Genomic DNA, 16,102 nt, shown 5'->3' on the forward strand with positions numbered 1-16,102 from the left:
TGCGTCATTCCGCCCAGTCAAAGGATTTCTGTACGGCTTTCTTCCACCACCCCAGGTAGCGGCTGCGCTGCTCCGCGGGCATGGTGGGCTGCCAGGTATGGTCCACCACCCAGTTTGCACGTAGGTCATCAATGTTTTCCCAGTATCCCACGGCCAGGCCCGCGGCGTAGGCTGCACCCAGCGCCGTGGTTTCCACCACCTTGGGGCGCACGACCGGTACGTTGAGGATATCGGCCTGGAACTGCATGAGCAGTTCGTTCGCCACCATGCCGCCATCGGTTTTCAGGCTGGTCAGAACGATGCCGCTGTCTTCCTCCATGGCGGCCACGACATCGCGGACCTGATAGGCCGTGGCCTCCAGTGTTGCGCGTGCAAAATGCGCGCGCGTGACATAGCGGGTCAGCCCGACAATGGTGCCACGCGCATTTTCCTTCCAGTAAGGCGCATACAGTCCGGAAAAGGCGGGCACGATGTAGATCCCGCCATTATCAGCAACGCTGCGTGCCAGCGGTTCGATCTGTGTGGCCAGGTCAAACAGTTTCAGGTTATCGCGTAGCCACTGCACCAGCGCGCCCGTAATGGCAATGGAGCCTTCCAGCGCGTAACGCGGTTCTTCCATACCGAACTGGTAAGCCACCGTTGTCAGCAGCCCTGCCTTTGACTGGACCGGGTCGGTGCCGGTGTTCATCAGCAGGAACGAGCCGGTGCCATAGGTGTTCTTGGCTTCCCCCGGCGAAAAACAGGTTTGCCCGACCAGAGCCGCCTGCTGGTCGCCCAGAATGCCGGCAAGTTTCGTACCCTGCAGGCTGGGGATCGTGATCGTGCCGTACACCTGCGAAGACGGCACGATACGGGGCAGGCAGGCGGCGGGAATGGAAAAGGCACGCAGCATGTCCTCATCCCACGCACAGGTTCTGAGGTTCATGAGTTGGGTGCGCGAGGCATTGGTCACGTCGGTGATGTGGATGCCGCCGTTGACCCCGCCGGTCAGGTTCCATGAAAGCCAGCTATCTACCGTGCCGAATAGCGCCTGTCCGCTTTCGGCCTTCTGGCGCGCGCCTTCCACGTTATCGAGCAGCCAGCGCAGTTTCAGCCCCGCGAAGTAGCTTGCCAGCGGCAGTCCGGTAATGGCGCGGAAGCGGTCCTGCCCGCCATCGCTGCCATATTCCCTGACCAGTTGGTCTACACGGGTATCCTGCCAGACAATGGCGTTATGCAGCGGCAGGCCGGTTGTCCTGTCCCATAGCACGGCGGTTTCGCGCTGGTTGGTTATGCCGACCGATACCAGGCTGGTCGCCCCCAGATTGGCGCGCGCCATGGCAGCGCCAATCATTTCATTCGTGTTTTCAAGAATTTCGATGGGATCATGTTCGACCCAGCCGGGCTGGGGATAGATTTGTCGGTGCTCCTTCTGCGCAACGGAAACCACGGTCCCCTTGCGGTCGAATATCATAAACCGGGAACTGGTCGTGCCCTGGTCTATCGCGCCAACGTATTCCGCCATGCTGCATTCCTTTTTTATATATTATTACCAATAACGGATCATGGCCCCAAAGTTTTTACTTTATTTTTTTGTTTTACAGGTTAGTGGTGAACTGGAACCCGATCACCGCCGCATCATGAAAGGTGGTTGTTCCACCGGGGCGCTGCAGGTACTGGAAATCAGGCTGGAAGGCCGTGCCACGGGCAACATGGATGCTGTAGAAGGCTTCCCACACGTTTTCATGGCTCTGGATGCCATACACCGCGCCCCACTGGTTGGGCAGGTAGGGCAGGCCAAGTGCCAGAGAAGATTCCTGCTGCAACGCTACGGTATGGCCCATTTCCATGTACTGGAACATGGCGCCGATCTGGTCCAGCGGGCGGCCCCATGGCGTGCCGCTTTGTAGCAGGCCAATCCATTCATGGTCACGCATGGCTACCTGGCTACCCTGGGTGTAATCAACGCCCCCAATCACGATCAGGCCGTTTGCCAGTCCATCACCGCTGCGGTGGATCATCTGGTTGAACATGAGCCATGCCGCATTCATACCGGATTCATAACGGCGCGGCAGGCCGGTCGCCTGGAAGGAATTGCCATTTATGTCGGCATACAGGTTGGGATAGCGGGAATTGTCATACCAGTACCCAATCTTGTAGTGCCCCAGCAGGTGGTGCCTGCCAAAGGAGGGACTCCATCCGATTTCGACCTGCGAGGACAGCTTGCCCAACCCGTCCTGCCCCAGTGCCCAGCCTGATATGCCGCCGTTATAAGCATGGGGACTGACGGCAAAGATACCGCCCATGATGTAGGTGCGCAGCGTGGGCCGCACCCGCAGGATCGCCCCAAGGTTGCCCGAAGGCCAGTCCCGGCCGCCCGGCACGTATTTGGAAGGTGCGGGATTGCCGCATACCGATACGTTCATGAACGAACAGGCCAGATAGTCCTGGTTGAAAAAGCTGCCTGTCGGGATCACGCCCACCGAAAGAATGATGCGGTCGCGCAGGAAACCCTTGTCGGCATACATGTCCACCAGATGGGCGACTACGTTGCCACGCGCGCCATATATTTCCTCAGGATTGGTGATGGAATCCCCCATGGCGTTAGACAGGCTGTTGCCATGGCCATTAATGACCAGCATATGGGTCCAGAAAGACGGGACCCCCGCAAGGCGCTGCCAGTCTATGTCCAGCGCACCCGCGACCTGTCCCGCCAGCACGTTGGCGCGCTGCTTACCACCGGTAACATTGCCCATGTATTCTTCATTGATGGTGACATTGAAGAAAATGCCCCGGTTTGCCAGCCATGGCTGGATGCCGCCCCAGGTCCCGAACAGATGGGGGGAGGCGGTCAGCATGGGTACGAGGGGGCCAATCGCCACCTGTCCCATTTCGGTCATGGGGAAGGCGGCTGGTTCGTAATGGGTGGTGAACGCGGTCTTTGCAGTTTCTGTCTGGGCCAATACTGCGGAAGTGAGTGTGCAACCGGCGAACAGCATTCCCAGTGTAATGACCAGTGACCTGATACAGGCAGGAATGATGTTCCATTTTATTGCAGACTTATTCTCGTTCTTGGCGCATGTCTTGATGACACACATTGTCTGCTCTCCCTTCCCGCGCGCCTTGGGGCCGCAGGCTCGGCTATCAGGAACAGAGTGTGTATCGGTTTACAGAGCAGAAAGATTATATTAACAAATAACACGATTTTGTGAATAGTGTTCTTTATTTTTATTTGAACATTGCATTTTTGTGCATGTAACGGGCACCCCTGTGCATAACCCAAGGGCAGGACACAAAAAAGCCTCGGTCTGGGCCGGGGCGGGGAGGCTGTGTGATACAGGCCGCAGCGAGGCTTCTGTGTACCATGGGCGGTTGGTGTGCCCGCATCGCCATCCCGGAATTACGATCATGAAAGTGCAGGATTACGTTCAGGGATTATGGGAGTCCGGTCAGGCGGCGGGTGCGCGGCGGAAGCGGATGATGCTGCGCGACAGACGCCCTTCGGCCCAGTTGGGCATCCTGCGCCATGGAGTCAGTACATTGGCGTGTCCGTCTTCTACCACAACGGTGCGGCGCTGCTCTGTGCCTACCCATTCAGGTGCCCACGCGGTTTGGACATGCGTGATCCACTGGTTTCCCTCCACCCGGAAGCGACCGATATAGGCCACCAGTGTTTTCATCAACCGGGCGCGCTCTTCATCATTTTTTGCCGGATGGCGATGGCTGCCTTCAAGATTGAACGCCACCCAGCCATCGGCTGTGAACACGACCCGTCCCCTGGGTGCGGGCCCCATTGCCGGTATGAAGGTACCGCTCTCCTTTTCTTCCACCTTGTAGGACACGAGTTCCCATGTCCCGATGAGTTTTTGCCGCAGTTCCTCTCCCACGTACGGGGTTCCGGTCTGCTGCATGGTATCCTGAACGGGCATCTTCATGTCTCCATCGCTGATGCATGGTACCGCTTTACGCGCAGTGTCGGTATCTGTTGGTGGTAACATACCTTTTACCTGAATAGTTCGGTAGTGATCTATAAGGAAAAATAATATTACGGAAAACGCAAAAAGCGGGGTAATCAGGACAGAGAGGAGGTACCGGATTTGTCATATAATGAAGTTGGAGATCTACGTTTTTTCAGTACGTTGGTGGATTCCGGCAGCTTGACGGCTGCCGCACGCAGCCTGGGTACATCGCCAGCCGCCGTATCGCGGCGGCTGGCGCGGATCGAGGCCAGGCTGGGAAGCATGCTGGTCATTCGCAATACGCGCCATTTCGGGTTGAGCGAGACGGGACGGCTCTATTACGAACGTGGTCTGGCCATCGTTGCTGATATAGATCATCTGGAAGAGGAAATTTCCTCTTCCACCCGCGCACCCAAGGGAACCTTGGCCATCGGCGCCCCGGTGGAGTTGGGGCGCAGGCAGATTGCCCCTTTCATCGCGGCTTTCAGTGCCCGCCATCCGGGGCTGAACATCAACCTCGCCCTGGCTTCGGAAGGGGTTTATGATGTCAGTGACTCGCTTGATGTGGTGCTCAGACTGGGGCTGCCCGATACACCCGGTGCCGTGGTGACCCGACTGGCTTCGACCATGCGGGTATTATGTGCCTCTCCCGACTATATCCGTCGGCGTTCCTTGCCCGGACACCCGCGCGAACTGGTCCGACATGACTGCCTGTGCCTGCGTCGCAACAAAACCATGGCTTTGCTGAACCGGTGGGCGATCGGCAACGATACGGAAACGGAGGTTGTGACTGTCGAACCCCGTCTATCCACAACCAATGCGGAAATCATTCATGACTGGGCCCTGTCAGGCCAGGGGATCGCCTACAAGCTGCTTTGTGACGTGTACCAGGATCTGGAAGAAGGAAAACTTGTACGTATATTTCCTGATCTGCAGGGCGAAAAGATTGACCTGTACGCCGTACTGCCAAGCCGCCAGCACACACGGGCCAGTATCCGTGCATTCATGAATGAACTCAGGCCTTACATCCGTACTGCGGGCTTCATGGTGCAGGGATAGATGGAATCTGGTTCCGTCCCGGAAAACTGTCTCATATCCGAGACAGTTTGGTCGACATAAGACAAACTTTTGCGCGGCATTCCGCATAGGGCATGGACTGGACATAACACGGAGCCAGAACCTTTCGTATGTCGTGCAGCCCGGGAGACTGATGGAAAGACGCACGGCATGCACGAAGCCTACAGGGGGTCATTATCGCTTCTGATATTTATAGTATTGCTCATTAATGGGAATTTTCCTGTTTCCGCATGCAATGTCGGTTTCTGAAACACTATAAGGAACAGTAGTAGCGTATGGTATCCGATCTGTGGACACGAGCATGCACTTTTTTGGTGGCAATATTGTGACTGGGTGTGGCGTTGTCTTCATGGACGTAGGCGCTGATAATGGCACGCAGGTTTTCAATCCCGCTATCGGCAAGGTTTTGCGTAACAACGCATCCCAATAAATAACAATAACCGTGTAGTTACCCGATCATGCTCGGTTCCTGCAGCTTTACATGGAAGTTTTCCCATGCGTCTGAGAGAAAGATCGGTATGGCTATATGCTATGCTGAGTCTTACCATTACGTCCGCCGTTAGCGACCTTGCGCCCAGGGCACAGGCTTCGGATGTGACTCTGGGGATCATCGGACCCCATGAATATGACCTGCCGGTCGATTTCAAGCCGTTCAATGTTCTGGTGCAGTACGGCGATGGTAACGCCGCCGGCCATTCCTATAACAGTCTGGGGCAGCGCAAACCGATGGGAGGGAGTCACACCTGGTCAGGTATGACGAAATATGTCCATTTCCGCAGTTTTGAGGCCATCCCACATGTCGGCTTCGCTTTCGAACTGATCCAGAGCGAAAGCTATAGCCTGGCTGATGGTACGAATTATGGTGGCCTTGGCCCGACCATTGTGGGGCCTGCGGCATGGTTCAAACCTAACAAACACAGTACTTTCGGTATCCAGACCTTTATGCAAACGGCTGTCGGCACGCGCGATGCGACATCACCCAATTACTGGTCAAATATTTCCAGTTTCATATTTGATTACGAATGGAAGCACTTCAGTTTTGATGGCGATGCCGGGACTGTGGCGGGGGCTGCCAAGCATGTGAAGGGGGGGCATACCTATTCCCCCGGTGTGGTGTTTTATACGAACCTGCGCTTCAGCTGGAAGGCGACCCACCTGTTTGAGCCCTTCTTTGCTCTGGACTGGCAGAACGTAAAAGGAACATATGACCGTACTGCCGGCCAGTATCTTGATGATTCAAACAGCCGTGAAATAACATTGGGGGCAGGTGCAATGTTCAATATTTCACAGCATCTTTCCTTTACAACACGCTATTCGCATTCTGTTGACGGACGTAATATTCCTGAAAGCAATGCATATTATGTAAAATTTGTCTATCTGTGGTAGAGACTGATAAAGTCCTGCACATAGGATAATGGGTATAAAAATTCTTTTCTGTTTTTTTAGATAATTTTCACGCAACCCTGCAACTCACCTGACATGCATGAAGGAAGGCCAGACAGACTGATCAGGGGGCAGCAAGGGATGGAGACAGTCAGAAACAGGGAGATATCCCGCTTCAAGTCAGATTCCCGGGCATCGGGTTGGACAGAAGCCATCAGGTCCTGGCAACGTTGTATGTCGTCATACAACCTTGATCCTTCATAATGATGGAAGGCGGAGGTACTTTCTGGTGCAGAACTGCGCCATGTCAGCCATCGCTCCGCTGCCCTGCTTAAAACCGCCATACCTGAAATGCAGCGGCTGGATTTCATGATTCTGCTGGCTGACCTTGGATGTTACGATTCTTGCTTGCAATATGGACCCTGTCCATCTGTCCGTATGCAGCAGTAGACTGGCGCTGCGTGCAGGTGATGGGATGAGTCTATAGCCGGCACGAATGGTATCGGCACGGCAATGCGCGACGCTTGTCTCATCTTTCTACGGGCGGGCGAACACTGTCGTTTCTGTTTCTCGCTGCTGGCCCGTGATGCGGTGCCGGTGGTCAATGCAGTAGGGCAGGTGGCCAGGGTGATTAACATTGCGACCTTCAACGGTACGGTCCATTCCAACGCCGCTCCCTTGTGCTGGATACGTTGCAACAGTCCGGCTGCCGGATAGCGGAACAACTGTTCCGTGAATACCATGAGGACGAGAGGATACTGATCTCTTGGGCCAGTGGAAGGCTGCTCTGCCCCCCGGTTGCCATAAACGGGGAGGGAGAGGTCATTGGCGCCACCCATGGTACCCGCATCATGATAGGTTGGACCGCTGACGTGCTCCGTACCTACCCCAACCTGTTGGACAGGCTTGCAACCGAGAACAGGGTCGGTTTCCGCAGGGCAGAGGAGAATGTCATCCGCGCGGCCCTGGCGCTGGCCCATGAAAATATGACGGCAACGGTCCGTAACCTTGGCATTGGGCAGGCAATACTATACCGCAAGATAAAAGCGCTGGGTCTGCGGTAACCGGCTGGACAGATGGCCCACGGGCGGTGCTGCATGGCGCATGGCAGGCTCTCCCTACCCGCACTGGTTTTTGGGACTGCATATTTATAATGGCTTCCCTTACCGCAGGTTGGGATGTCACAGATGAAATTCGCCTTTCTTACATCAGGGATGATGCTTGCTTTTGCTGCATATTCATCATTTTCGGTCAGTGATGCCTATTCCAAGCTGCTCGCCGGACAACTGGATCCCTTCGAGGTGGCTTTTTCCGGTGGGGTCTTTGGTTTCCTGATTATCCCGTTTATCCGCAGGCCCAGTGAATCCTATCTGGATATTTTTGCCCCGCAGCATCCGGGCATGTGGGTGGTACGGGCCGTAGCTACCTTTGCCGCCACGGCTGCAAGCGTGGAAGCCTTCATGCTCCTGCCCATGCCTGAAGCGCTTTCGCTCATGTTTCTCATGCCGCTCTTTGTTACCATTCTGTCCGTTACCCTGCTGCGGGAAAAAGTTTCAGGCTGGGCATGGCTGTCCGTCATTCTGGGATTTGTCGGGGTGCTGATTGTCCTGCGGCCGGGTATGCGTGCCCTCCATCTGGGGCATCTGTGCGCCCTGATCGCGGCCATCGCAAATGCGGTGGGAGTCATTGCCTATCGGCTTGCAGGTAATGATACCCCACGACTTTCCCTGTTTGGCTCCAGCCTGTTCGGTCCATTGATTGGTGATGGGGCGCTCATGTTCGCGCACGCACACTGGCCGCATGGGGTCAGAACGTGGATGTTCCTGTTCGGTTATGGCTTTCTGGCGGCACTAGGTCAGTTGCTTATGATGATGGCTACCGCCCGCGCGCCGGCTAACCGGGTTGCCCTACCGCAGTACAGCCAGATGCTCTGGGCCGTTGCCTTCAGCTATTTCCTGTTCCATCAACCGCTTGATAGCTGGACCTGTGTTGGGATTGTGGTGGTCACGCTGTCTGGCATGCTCAACTGGATACGTCAGCATATCCATTACGAGCGTCTGGCCCTTAAGGCGCGGCATGAGGCACGCTTGCGGCTGCGTGGCCTTCACAGGAATGAAACGATACGGTGACCCTGTCCGGCTACAGCCATGTCTTATTGCACTGTAGCCAGTCGATTCCATCCTGGTCTGGTATTCCACGTGTAAAGCTGTTGGTTCGATTAAAGCGTAGCATGTGTCATTCGGTGCCATGGCCGCCATGGGCTGCCGTAAGGGCGGTTGGGCAGGATGGGTGTGGATGCAGTATCATATCATCCGGTAACAAACCCTGCCTGTACTGGTGGTTCTGCGCTCTGTGAATGATATGAACGGCATAGACCTGTATCAGACAGAACAGCCTCCACGATACAATACTGTTCTTTTTTTATATACACCATGTTCAAGAAACGTAAAATCGGATATTGAACAGAGTGAGCAAAAAAATAAAAAGATATACAAGATTTCCAGGTGCTTAAATATAACAACACTTACGAAACAAGCTATAAGATTTAAAAATAACTTCATAAATTTTCTATGAATTTCATAATAATCTTGTCTCCACGGTAAAAACTATCGCAGCAACAATCATTTTTTTTAAAATGAGACACATTTATGTGGAGTAAAGAATGATAAGATATTTTTTCCACAACGAAATGAATCGGTCTGTCGTCGGAAAGTCCAGTGTCAAACTGGCATTCCTGTGTTCGTCTTTGTGGGTTTCCAGCGCATTTGCCCAAGGCACGACCATGTCTTTGTCCGCTGGCGGCAAGGCACAGAATGTACCCGCATCCACAGGCACGGCCGACACTGCGGATGTCAATCTTGATAATCGCCCCACCATGATTGGCCAGACTGCCCCGACCGATGAGAAAATGCTGGTACTAGGTCATCACTATAGTGATGGTGTAACGCGTCGCGCCATTGGTGGTGGCCTTATGGTCAAGGAAGATGCGCCCAAATCCAAATCAACCATTACACGCGACTATATTGAAAAGCAGACCCCGGGGCTGAACCCCATGCAGTTGATTGCGCTGCTGCCTGGTGTCAATGCAACGGATTCCGACCCGATGGGGTTGACAGGGGGACATACATCCGTCCGTGGCATGAACGAAAACTCGATGGGCTATACCCTTGAAGGTTTTCCGCTCAATGATATCGGGAGTTATGCCGTCTATCCACAGGAAATTGTTGATTCGGAAAACCTGTCAAGTATTCAGGTCGCACAGGGGTCCGCCGATCTGGATAGTCCGACCGTCAGCGCGTCCGGTGGTGTGGTGAACATGTATCTCATCGACCCGACCGAGAAGATGGGGGGGCGGGCAGACTTTTCATACGGTTCATATAACGCGGTCCGCGGTTTTGCGCGGTTTGACACGGGCCTTATGGGGAATTCCGGTACACGCGCGTATTTTTCGTTCTCTGACACGCATGAAGAGATGTGGCGTGGGCCGGGTGATGAAAGCAAGCTTCATGGTGAGATGAAGGTTGTCAAGGAATGGGGTAAAGGCAACCGGATGTCCCTGGTTGTTGTTGGTAACCAGCTGAACAATTACAGCCAGCCATCGGTTTCCATGGCATCATGGAACAAATATGGTATCGGGGTTCCGGGAGCAATTGATGGCTCACCCTCTGGTACGCCTGCTAATACGGTCTATAACTCTGTCATGACCGGTAACCCGAAGATTGATCAGTATTATTACAAGAACCGTATCAACCCGTTTACGAACATTTATATCAGTGCACCGTCCCACTTCAATCTGGGAAGTCATCTCAGCCTGACCGAGACACCCTATTTCTGGTACGGTTACGGCAACGGTGGCGGTGCCTATTCGGAAAACATGACCCGGATGAGCTATGGGTCCCAGACCATGTCTGGCACGATCAATGGGCAGAGTGCCGGCAATACGAATGTCGTGCTTTATAACCCATCCATAACTAGAACGTATCGTCCGGGTGCGGTGACGAAACTGACCTGGACCGCAGGGATCAACCGGCTGATGGTTGGTTACTGGTTTGAATATTCGTATCAGCGCCAGACATCCCCTTACAGTGCACTGAATGCCGATGGCACGCCGGTCAATGAGTATGGTGATGGGGCCAACCTTATCCTCGCCAACGGTCAGGTCGCCCAGTATCGTGACACGCTGACGCGTACGATCATTAATACGCCATTCATTGGTGACAGCATTTCACTCTTTCACAATCGCCTGACAATCGATGCAGGTCTGAAATATTCCATCATTACCCGTGATGGTCGTAACTATCTGCCAGATACATCCACCGGGACCGTCATCAACCAGACCTATCGCGAAGCTCTGCCGACTATGGCCTTTCGCTACAAGGTGGATAGCAAGAACCAGCTCTTCTTCTCTGTTGCAACAAACTATCGTGTGCCGATGAATTCTTCCCTTTATGATTCAGGGGCCTATTACGCAGGCAGCGGGTACAGCAACCACGCAGCCACGGGCCTGAAGCCGGAAGTGTCCATCTCTGAGGAGTTTGGCTGGCGTTATCAGGGCAAGTTGATCAATACATCGCTGACTTATTTCCATTACAATTTCACGAATCGGCTCTTTACCCAGACCATTGTTGATCCCCATAATATGGGCGATTACTATACAACCAGCATCAATGGTGGTGGCGAAACCACGAATGGTGTTGATTTTGAAATTGGTACACGTCCCATTTATAATATTCGTCCGTATTTTTCGGCTGAATATATCGATGCTCGCAATGACAGCAATCTTGCTGCCCAGACCAGGGGTGTGAGCGCACTCCTGCCGACAAAAGGAAAGTTTGCTCCTCAGACACCGCGTTACCAGTTTGGCCTTGGCCTGGATTATGATAACGGTGGTATATTCGGGAATTTCAGCCTGAAATACGTAGCAAAGCAGTATTCAACTTTCATGAATGACGAAGCTGTTCCGTCCTATGTCCGCATGAATATCGGTGTAGGGTACCGATTCAAGAGCTGGGGACTATTCAAAAGCCCGACCATCAAGCTGAACCTGTCCAACATTACCAACAACCACTACCTGAACTATGCTTCTGGTATTGAAACAAACGCTCAGACTGCTATTGCAATGAATGGTAAATCCGTAAAAGGCTATGTGCCAACCTATGGTATCGCTTCTCCGTTCTCGGCCATTTTCTCCATGAGCAGTGGTTTCTGATCGTTTGTCATGCCAGCCTGTCTGGCAGTATGATGGGAACTGGGGGATGCTATCGTATCCATGACCGGTGGTGTTTACGGATTGGATATCAGGCCCCCAATTTCACGATTTTCTTGACCCAATTACTGGTATGTCTGGAGAATGTACCCTTCTCCAGACCACTGCCATGGTGCCTTCCTGGTGATGGTATGCTTTTTGCAGTAGTCATTATATGCGGCAGTTCGTATTGTTGTCGTGCATCGGGTAGGGGATATACGGGATATGATCGATTATTTCATTTCTAATTAATAAGAAAACGATGTCGCCTTAGTTGGAAACACAGGAACGGTATTCAAAAATGATCTCACAAAAGATTTCAAGGCCACTTGGCTACATTGCGACTGTCATTCTGGCCTGTTCCGCAACGGGTACTGCCTGTGCAAGTGAGAAAGAAAAGAATTTCCAGATCGTTGAAAGCATACCCGAACAGACGCAGTACGGGCAGGTCGGCATACCACGCACCAAGGATGTCTGGCTTGATATGATCCATAACGCCCAGCATTCCATTGATGCCGCCGTTTTCTATATTACGGACAAGCCAGGTCATGGCATATCTGACGTTCTTGATAGTCTGGTTGAACGTGCCAGGGCAGGTATCCAGATCAGGATTGTAGTTGAACAGTCTTTTCTAAAGGAAACGGCACCCGTTCTGGAAAAGCTGAAAGATGTTCCCAATATCACGACGGCCATCCTGCCGGGGCATAAGTTGACAGGTGGAATACTGCACGCAAAATATATGGTGGTGGATAATAGAACCGTGTTTGTTGGCAGCCAGAACTGGGACTGGCGTGCCCTTGAACATATTCATGAAATTGGTGCCCGTATTGATAATGAACCCATAGCGCGTGATTTTGAAACCGACTTCAATATGCTCTGGATGCTGGCGCAGGGTGCGGCGTTACCAGCAGTTCAGACAAAATTTGCTGGCACGCCGGATTTTGTGCCTGTGACCCAAGATAACCCGGTCATCCTTTCAGATGGGGAAGAACCCCTTATAGCTTTTCCCGCCTTCAGTCCCGCAGTCATGATGCCAGCGGCCCTGACAACCGAGCAGAGGGCACTTGTTGACATGATCCATGCAGCCCGCAAGAATTTCAGACTGCAGGTACTGACCATGAGCGCCATCAACCACTATGGGGCACCGGGCTACTGGCCCGTGTTGGATACGGCATTGCGTGATGCCGCGGCCCGTGGTGTGGAGACACAGATTATCGTATCAGACTGGGCTCTCTCGGAACCCATGCAGTCCTATCTCAAATCTCTATCCGTCCTGCCTCATGTTACGGTAAAGTTCAGCACCGTTCCGGCAATAAAGGGTAATCCTGTGCCTTATGCCCGTGTGGAGCATTGTAAATATGCCGTGGCTGATGACAATGCGGTTTATATTGGCACAGGAAACTGGGAACCAAGCTATTTCACAACTTCGGTCAATGCCGCTATTTTCGTGCATGGCGCATCGCCTGCACGGGACCTGAATGCCATCTTCATGCGCGACTGGACCGGTCCGTATGTTACCCAGTTGGAAAGTGGCAAGACCTACGCAATGCCGCATAGGGATTAAAAAACAGGCAGGCCATTGTTGTGGAGCGGACTGGCCACCATCCGCACTGGTAAATGGTGGCCAAGAGCATAAGCTTAAGGAACTGTTTTTACATGACCGTAAGGCAGATATTCTGATATTGCGGTCATGCTCCTATCCATACCTTACCCGATCGCGACAATAGCCTCGCGCGTCAGGACACGGAATACAAAACTTTCCTGCAGGTAGAGTTCAACTGTTTCTGCTGTATGTCCCAGATAGCCGATTGAAAAATCCTGCCCAATATCAAGGGCAAAGTCACCACCGCGCATTGATACGACAAAAGCCCCCTCAATAGCGGGTGCCCAGATAATGTTTCCGTCGATCATGCTTTCGATATGCTTGCGGACAGGGTAACCATCGTCATCGCCCCCATTCAGCGCCAGATAGGCCTGTGCACCCAGCACGATGGAATAGGGACCACCTACGCCTTCCAGACGTAAGGTGTTGAGTGCCTGGGCAATAACGTGCGGATAGTCCTTGGCAGCTGTAGGCAGGGTAAGACGGGAATTGGACGTTCCCTGCCTGAGTCCAACGATGCCTGCCGCCGCATAGCCATCAAAAATGGCACGGTCTTCTGTAAAGGCAATCGTTCGCGCGGCGTCCTTGACCGGTTGCCAGTCGGAATCAACAGATCCGCGTTCAACCGCATCGATTTCCTCGCGTGACAGGCTGAAAGGCACCCGTAACTCGACCAGTGGCAGTACTTCGCGGCGCATGGCCCGGATACCCTGCTGCGGGGCATCGATCAATGTACCCCGACCGGAACCGATACCGGCATACGCCGCGCCTTTGGGTTCGGATGTGTCAACTGTCCGTCGTCCGGCAAGATGGCGGCGGATGGTGCGTGCCGCTTCCTCTTCGATTTCTGTCCATGCCGCGCTGGAAATGGGGGCCAGATGTCTGTGAAGGTTGTTCATGTCAGGCTTCCTTTTTGAGTGATCCGATTCCTAGGGAACCGTTATGCCGGTCTGCCACATCATGCGGGGGGCTAGATGGCCGGTCTGTTCGGGTAGCGGGCGTGGCAACGGGGCCAGCACCGGGCGCATTGTCCAGAAAATCGGCTGTAGGAATGAAGAACAGAGTACCCCCTACAGCGGTGCTGACGTCCAGTATCCTGTCGTAATTGCCGGGCGGCTTACCCACAAACATATTCTGCAGCATCTGTTCTATTCGTGCAGGTGAGCAGGCATATCCGATGAAATACGTGCCAAACTCACCGCTGCCTACTTTTCCAAAAGGCATGTTGTCGCGCAGGATCTGCAACTGTTGGCCGTTTTCTTCAATATTGGTCAGTACATTGTGGGCGTAGCTGGGCTTTGCAGCTTCGGACAGTTCAATATCGGATACTTTCTTGCGGCCGATTATGTGTTCCTGCACTTCTGTCGGGATGGCATCCCATTTCTTCAGGTCATGCAGGTATTTCTGTACTATCACGTAACTACCGCCCGAAAAGGCGGCATCTTCTTCTCCTATAAGGGTCGCATCGCGCGCGGCCTGGCCTGATGGGTTTTCTGTTCCGTCCACAAAGCCCAGCAGGTCACGCTCATCGAAATACTTGAAGCCATGTACTTCGTCCTCAACGCGTGCGACGCCTTCAAGTCGGGAGACGATGTTGGCGGCCAGCTCAAAGCACAGGTCCATCCGTGTTGCACGGATATGGAACAGCAGGTCTCCAGGGGTAGAAGGTGCGTAATGAACGCCGTTGATCTCTGCAAACGGGTGAAGTTCTCGCGGGCGGGGTGCGCCAAACAGCCTGTCCCATGCATCCGAACCTATGCCGGTAATGCAACTGAGTTGACCGTCGGGTATGCGGAAGCCGACAGCACGCTGGAGGGAGGACAGATCTCCCAGAAGATCCCGGACCGTCCCGGCAGTTCCTTCATCATGGTTCAGGGTCAGAACCAGGAAGATGGCAGCCTGGGTTATTTTCGTATCAACGGGTTGAGGTGTAGCCAACGGACTGAAACTCCCTTCGGGTGATACATGCGTAACACTTCAAGGATGCCTACCATAAGCGGATGGCCCATGGTGGCAAGAGTGCCTGAGCGACAAAATAACAGCAACTTTCGTAAGGCAGGTGACATTATAAGCAGGATAAATGAGATAATTTTTTTCATTTATTTTCATTATCCTATAAAAAAAATCTATATTTCATCTGTATTTTAAAACTGGACGGGTTTCTGTCCGGCGCTGGTTTTCATCTGTTATGTTCAGATCGGCGTGGTATCGATATTTTGACCAAAAACGCATATTGAGCATGCCTGTTATGCATTTATTGATGGTAATCATGGCAGGTCACCCGTCATCAATGCGATACGCTGCTACCTATGGGCCAGTCTGGTGCCCACTCCGCCTGTTTACGGAGATGCAGGCTGACCCTGCCTGTGCTTATCCCGCATCGACAGGAGCATGCCTCCCCAGCCGGATCAGTGCGCTGACTGGGCTCGGGATTCATTATTTGAGATAGAAGAAACTTGCCGCGATCTGAATGGCAGACATGAATATATGACTGCACCAGTCGTATCTGGTTGCAACACGTCGCCAGTCTTTCAGCCTTGCGAACATGTTTTCGAACGGCTCCAGCGGATGAAGCGGTTGTATAAGGTCTTACGTGGGCCATACACTTCGGGCGCATCTTTCCACTGAATCCTGTTACGGATCATATACACCATCTCGCTGAGCACGCGGTGATCATCCACGCGCGGCATTCCATGAGCCAGAGGAAAATACCGTGCAATCTTCTCCATCTAACTCTCAGAGAGCAAAAACACATCACTCATGGACTTATTCGCCCGAATATCTGTGAATTATTGTACGTAGTTCAATTCAACAGGTTAATAAGTCCTGAGCTTACATGGCGGCCTCCACCGGCCT

11 protein-coding genes and 1 pseudogene are annotated in these 16,102 nt (G+C 53.2%); 6 read left to right on the plus strand and 6 right to left on the minus strand.

Annotated features, from left to right (window positions below; all coding sequences use genetic code 11):
* Positions 1-4: 4 nt before the first annotated feature.
* The 3 genes from glpK to GLX_RS01085 all read right to left on the minus strand — a co-directional run bounded on the left by glpK (position 5) and on the right by GLX_RS01085 (position 3,914).
* The gene (glpK, locus tag GLX_RS01075; protein WP_014104205.1) at positions 5-1,504 is read right to left on the minus strand and encodes a glycerol kinase GlpK; all 1,500 of its coding nucleotides are present in this window, start codon (positions 1,502-1,504) and stop codon (positions 5-7) included.
* A 73-nt stretch (positions 1,505-1,577) separates the two neighbouring features.
* The gene (locus GLX_RS01080) at positions 1,578-3,077 is read right to left on the minus strand and encodes a carbohydrate porin (RefSeq protein WP_014104206.1); all 1,500 of its coding nucleotides are present in this window, start codon (positions 3,075-3,077) and stop codon (positions 1,578-1,580) included.
* A gap of 351 nt (positions 3,078-3,428) precedes the next feature.
* Entirely contained in the window at positions 3,429-3,914 is a 486-nt protein-coding gene (locus GLX_RS01085) for a lipocalin-like domain-containing protein (protein WP_228391257.1), read from the minus strand.
* Between the two features lie 162 nt (positions 3,915-4,076).
* On the opposite strand from GLX_RS01085, the gene GLX_RS01090 reads away from it, so the two are divergent.
* The 6 genes from GLX_RS01090 to GLX_RS01115 all read left to right on the plus strand — a co-directional run bounded on the left by GLX_RS01090 (position 4,077) and on the right by GLX_RS01115 (position 13,207).
* On the plus strand, positions 4,077-4,997 hold the full coding sequence (locus tag GLX_RS01090; protein WP_014104208.1) for a LysR family transcriptional regulator: 921 nt from the start codon (positions 4,077-4,079) through the stop codon (positions 4,995-4,997).
* A gap of 549 nt (positions 4,998-5,546) precedes the next feature.
* Positions 5,547-6,401 carry a transporter gene (locus GLX_RS01095; RefSeq protein WP_231850427.1) on the plus strand — a complete coding sequence of 285 codons (855 nt, stop codon included), beginning with the start codon at positions 5,547-5,549 and terminating at the stop codon, positions 6,399-6,401.
* 689 nt (positions 6,402-7,090) lie between these two features.
* Complete coding sequence (locus GLX_RS18845; RefSeq protein WP_231850369.1) at positions 7,091-7,462, plus strand: hypothetical protein; 372 nt, start codon at positions 7,091-7,093, stop codon at positions 7,460-7,462.
* A 123-nt stretch (positions 7,463-7,585) separates the two neighbouring features.
* The gene (locus GLX_RS01105; RefSeq protein WP_041247043.1) at positions 7,586-8,527 is read left to right on the plus strand and encodes a DMT family transporter; all 942 of its coding nucleotides are present in this window, start codon (positions 7,586-7,588) and stop codon (positions 8,525-8,527) included.
* Positions 8,528-9,060: 533 nt separating this feature from the next.
* Positions 9,061-11,607, plus strand: a complete 2,547-nt coding sequence (locus GLX_RS01110) for a TonB-dependent receptor (RefSeq protein ID WP_014104212.1) — start codon at positions 9,061-9,063, stop codon at positions 11,605-11,607.
* A 337-nt stretch (positions 11,608-11,944) separates the two neighbouring features.
* Positions 11,945-13,207 (plus strand): phospholipase D-like domain-containing protein, encoded by a 1,263-nt coding sequence (locus GLX_RS01115; RefSeq protein WP_014104213.1) that lies wholly within the window; start codon positions 11,945-11,947, stop codon positions 13,205-13,207.
* Between the two features lie 143 nt (positions 13,208-13,350).
* Here the strand turns inward: GLX_RS01115 and GLX_RS01120 are convergent, their stop codons facing one another.
* The 3 genes and pseudogenes from GLX_RS01120 to GLX_RS18760 all read right to left on the minus strand — a co-directional run bounded on the left by GLX_RS01120 (position 13,351) and on the right by GLX_RS18760 (position 15,975).
* Complete coding sequence (locus GLX_RS01120; protein WP_014104214.1) at positions 13,351-14,145, minus strand: family 1 encapsulin nanocompartment shell protein; 795 nt, start codon at positions 14,143-14,145, stop codon at positions 13,351-13,353.
* A gap of 1 nt (position 14,146) precedes the next feature.
* A complete protein-coding gene (locus GLX_RS01125; protein ID WP_014104215.1) occupies positions 14,147-15,184 on the minus strand; it encodes a Dyp-type peroxidase in 1,038 nt (345 codons plus the stop codon).
* A 498-nt stretch (positions 15,185-15,682) separates the two neighbouring features.
* Positions 15,683-15,975: pseudogene (locus tag GLX_RS18760) on the minus strand (transposase).
* Between the last annotated feature and the right edge of the window lie 127 nt (positions 15,976-16,102).

It is taken from the genome of Komagataeibacter medellinensis NBRC 3288, from assembly GCF_000182745.2.
Lineage (GTDB): Bacteria > Pseudomonadota > Alphaproteobacteria > Acetobacterales > Acetobacteraceae > Komagataeibacter > Komagataeibacter medellinensis.